Raw genomic sequence first — 4,436 nt, forward strand, 5'->3', positions numbered from 1 at the left:
CATCGGTGCCGTCGAGCCCGCGCAGGGCGACCCAGAAGTCGGAGATGGCGATGTCGGCGGTGGTGTTGCCGCCGTCGGCGACGGCGTCCTGGAACTTGCTGTTGCCGTCGCCCTTGTTGTTGCCGGTGTTGGCGTCGCCGGAGAGCTGGGCTTCCGCCTCGGTCATGCCGACCGCCAGCGCGGCGATCTGGCCGGGATCGTCGATGGTGCCGAAGTCATGGATCCCGAGCGTCACGCTGAAGCCGCCTTCGGCGGGGATGGCGGCGTTGGTGAAGTTGTGGTTGAGATAGACGTTCGAGGTGCCGGCACCGTCGGCGAGGAAGAGGGTGCCGGGATGGTTGGTCTTGCCGATGTTGGTGCGGGTAGAGACGCCGCCGGCATTGTAGTTCTCGGTCCACGCCCCGGCCGACAGGTCGGTGCCGGTGTTGTTGGTGATGCCGGCGCTGCCGGCGCTGCTGGCATTGATGTCGTCGGCGTTGGGCCGCTCGAAGGTATCTTCGAAAAGCAGCTGCGCGGACAGGGCGGTGGGGATCAGGACGGGTAGGATCGCAAGCAATTGGGTTCGTTTCACGACATGGGTTTTGGGTTTTCCCCGGAGCCCACGCACAATGCGGGGAGCTGCCGGTTCCCATGTTCGTGTCGCGAGCGGCGCAAGTGTGCCCCGGAATCCTGTCCGGCGGCCGGCGCCTGTTAGTCCCGCGTGCCGTCGAGGGCGATCACCTCGAGTTTGTCGAAATCCACGTAACGGTTGCCGCCGCGGCCGGAACCGTTCGGGGCGAAGCGGACTTGCAGCGGGGACCCCGGCGTGATGCCCGCGGGCCCGGCTTTCGGGTTCCAGAGGAGACTGACGTGGGTGAACGACCCGGGCGGCCCCGGCGGATCATCGGAGCGGACCTCGCCCAGCACGACCTCGCCCGACACCAGCTGCAGGGTGTAGCCGTCAAAGACCTCGCCGATGCCCGGCCGGTCGGCGCGGCAGCCGACGAGCACGCTGGCGCGGTAGCGGGTGTTGGACTTCACGAAGCCGATCTCGCGGACCAGGGCGGTGCCGGGCTCGGCGTTGAAGAAGAAGCCGAGGTTGGTGCCGGCCATGCCCTGCACCATGCCGGCCGACGGCGAGTTGTCGGCCAGGTCGTCGCGGACGTACCACTTGATTCCGTTCGGGTTGAAGATGCCGGCATCGCGGCCGGTCCACCAGCCCTCGATCCCGGAGCTGCGGACCTCGCCGTCGATCAGCCCGTGTTCGAAGTCCTCGCGCAGCAGGATCTCCGCCCGGTCCGGCAAGCTGCGCGGGAACGAGGCCGGATCAACCGCCAGCGTCCGCACGATTTCCGGGCCGTCGAGGAGGACGGCGCCGAGCTCCTGGCGGAAGCCGCCGCCGGTGGCTCCGGGGGCCTGGACCTCGACGCGGCCCTTGAAGACATGCAGTTCCGTTTCGTCCTGGCCCTCCCAGACCCGGACGCCGAACTCGGTGCCGAGGTCGACGACCCGCTGGTAGGGCGTGACCACGGTGAACCCGTGCCCTTTCGGGCCCACCTCGAAGTAGCCGGTGCCGCGGTCGAGTTGCAGGGTGCGGTCATCGACCAGGGTGATGCTGGCCGGCCCTTCGACGAGGGTCCGGACCTGGTTCCGCAGCCGCAGCTCGGCGATGCCTTCCGTGATTTCGATCCGGGTGCCGTGGGCAAGTTCGCCCGGGACGTGGTTGTCCATCCCGTCGATCGACCAGGCGGAGCCGCCGCAGAATTGCAGCGCCGGCCCGGGCTCCGGCCGGGTGGTCCGGATCACGAACATGGTGCCGGCGATCAGGATGGCCACGGCCGCCGCGACCGCGAGGGCGAAGCGGGCGGTGCGACCGACCGCGGGCGCGGTCAGCTTCGGCCGGGCGATGGGAGCGGTGAAGGCCGAGTCGAGCGCGCTTTCGAGCCAGGCGTAGTGAAAGTAACACTCGCGGGCGGCGGGATCGTTCTCAAGGTGTTCCTGGAGCCAGGCGAACTCCTCGTCGCCGAGGTCATCGTCCAGAAGGCGCAGGATGGCCTCGCGGAGTTGCGGGTCGACGGGTGGTTCACCGGGAGTCATCGGGGCAAGGGGATCAGGTGAATTCCCCTTGGGCGGGAGGATGCGGTTGCGAGAGTTTCCTCAGGACGCACTGCAAAAGCAGGTCGCGCAGGCGCCGCAGGGTGGCGCGGACGGTGCCGGGGTTGCGCTGGTGGCGCTCGGCGTAGGTTTCGATGGTCATCCGGCCGCCGTAGCGCACCTGGAGGAGCTGGCGGTCCTTTTCCCGCAGCTCGCCGAGGCAGCCGTGGAGCAGCGAAAGTTTCGTCGTGAAGAGTTCGCTCTCGTACGGCGCCTCGTCGGCGAGGATTTCCATCAGCTTGTCGGTAAAGACGCGGCGGTGCTGTTCCGCGGCGAGACGGCGGCGGGCGTTCATGACATGGAAGCGCGTCACCTTGAAGGCCCAGGCCTTGAAGCGGGTCCCCGCGGTGAACTGGCTGCGCTTTTGCCACAGGGTGATGTTCACCTCCTGGAGGATGTCCATGTAGTCCGCGTAGCCGGGCAACAGCGAGCGGATGTAGGCGGTGATCGCCGACTGGGCCGCGGTGATCTCGCGGATGAAATCGGTGGAGGGGTCGCCTCCGCTGGGGTCGTGCTGTGGCATCGTTCCGTCACCTGCCCATGTCGGAAGTCCGGATTCGTGTACCGGATTCCGGGAGAAATTTGGATTTTTTCCGAAGTGCCACCGGTCGCGGATCCGGGGTCCGGTCATGGAAGCAGGCGGGCGCCAGAGTGGGAGGCAATTTTCGTACACGGACGCGAGGTCCGGACATTTGGACGTGGAGATGGCGGCAAGCGCCGGACCCACGACAACCCAAGCAGCATGAAATTCCATACCCTCGTCTCTTTCCTCGGCAGTGCCCTCGCACTGCCGGCCGCCATCACCCCGGGTGACACCGACCTCGGTGCCATCTGGTTCGTCGGCGACTCGATCACCCAGAGCAATGCCGACGGCGATCCAGACGGATCGCCGCGGAAGTCGCTCTACGACCTGCTCGACGCCGCGGGCTATTCGTTCACCTACACCGGTCACCACGACGTCAATTTCGACGGCCTCCCCGCGACCGGCACCACGCCGGAAACGAACCTCTACGACTACCACTCGGGCGTTTCCGGGTCGGTGATCGGGAACGACGTCAGCGGCCGCCACGGCATGACCCAGAACCTGCCGAGCCACTGGACCAGCGGCCGGCTGGCGGTGGTGAAGCCGAACGTGGTGCTGATCATGCTCGGAACCAACGACGTCAACGCCGACATCGACCGCGCCAACGCCCCGGCCCGGCTGACGGCGTATCTCGATGCCATCTACAGCCAGCCGGGAATCGGCACGCCGACGGTGCTGGTGGCAAGCATCCCGCCGAACCGGACTTCCACCGCGAGCCCCGACAAGCGGGTGTGGGTGGCGGATTTCAATGCCGCGGTGCCCGGGGTGGTCGGCGCGCAGCGCGCGCTGGGACGCGACGTGCACTTCGTCGACCAGTTCACGCCGCTCGAGGCCGGCTACGCCACCCTGATGGCGGGCGACAACCTGCACACCAATGCCGCCGGCAACGACAGCTTGGCCCAGCAGTGGTTCGGCAAGATCGAGGAAATCGTCGACGGCACCGTGGCGACGGGAACCGGCGGGCTGGTCGCGACCGGCGATGCCGCCTCGGCGGACACCGATAACTCTTCGGAGGCCGGCCGGGCGACGGTCCGCGCCTTTGTCGCGGACATCGCGGGCGACGACCTGATCCAGGCGGGCAGCGCCTCGCTGGTCGACGCGGTCATGGACAAGGCCCCGAGCACGGTGGTCGGCCCCGGCACGTCGGCGCTCAACGACGGCCTGGGATACCCGGCGACCGGCGGCGGGACGGGTGCCTTTCTGCCCGAGGCCTTCGGCTCGGGCAACAAGCTGCCGTTCACCTACACCGCGACGCTCGACACCTCTGCGAACACCGCCGGCTACGACATTTCGCTGATCCGCACTTTCGCGGGCTGGTCGCAGAACGGGTCGGCGCTGGCGAACCAGAAGTACGAGGTGCTGGTGAGCTACGTCGGCGACACCGGCTTCGACTCGCTCGGCACCTACACCTTCGCGCCCTTCGACGATGCGAACACGACCGAGGCCGGCGCGACCCGGCTGATCCTTTCGCACCCTTCGGGCGTGATCTCCAGCGGCGTCGACCAGGTCCGGCTGGTCTTCCTCAACCACGGCTTCGACAACCATGCCAACACCGTGGACGGCTCGCTTTACCACGAGGTCGACGTGATCGGTGCCCCGACGCCGCTGCCGGTCGATTACGGCATCGACGTCAGCGGTGAGGTCTCCTCGGCGGAGACCGACAACAGCGGTGCAGCCGGCTATCCGGCGGCGTCGGCCTCCTCGGCGGAGATCGCCGCCG

General features: G+C 67.9%; 4 protein-coding genes. 1 reads left to right on the plus strand and 3 read right to left on the minus strand.

Going from position 1 to position 4,436, the window contains the following annotated elements; all coding sequences use genetic code 11:
• The 3 genes from IG178_RS12935 to IG178_RS12945 form a co-directional block, all read right to left on the minus strand.
• Window positions 1-571: hypothetical protein (locus IG178_RS12935; RefSeq protein WP_193212982.1), on the minus strand; the 571-nt coding region annotated here is incomplete at its 3' end.
• A gap of 119 nt (window positions 572-690) precedes the next feature.
• On the minus strand, window positions 691-2,076 hold the full coding sequence (locus IG178_RS12940) for a FecR domain-containing protein (protein ID WP_193212983.1): 1,386 nt from the start codon (window positions 2,074-2,076) through the stop codon (window positions 691-693).
• Between the two features lie 13 nt (window positions 2,077-2,089).
• On the minus strand, window positions 2,090-2,656 hold the full coding sequence (locus tag IG178_RS12945) for a sigma-70 family RNA polymerase sigma factor (RefSeq protein ID WP_193212984.1): 567 nt from the start codon (window positions 2,654-2,656) through the stop codon (window positions 2,090-2,092).
• 219 nt (window positions 2,657-2,875) lie between these two features.
• On the opposite strand from IG178_RS12945, the gene IG178_RS12950 reads away from it, so the two are divergent.
• Window positions 2,876-4,436, plus strand: a 1,561-nt coding sequence (locus tag IG178_RS12950; RefSeq protein ID WP_226895391.1) for a GDSL-type esterase/lipase family protein, incomplete at its 3' end; no start/stop codon positions are given.

Source organism: Neoluteolibacter marinus, assembly GCF_014904755.1.
GTDB lineage: Bacteria > Verrucomicrobiota > Verrucomicrobiia > Verrucomicrobiales > Akkermansiaceae > Haloferula > Haloferula marina.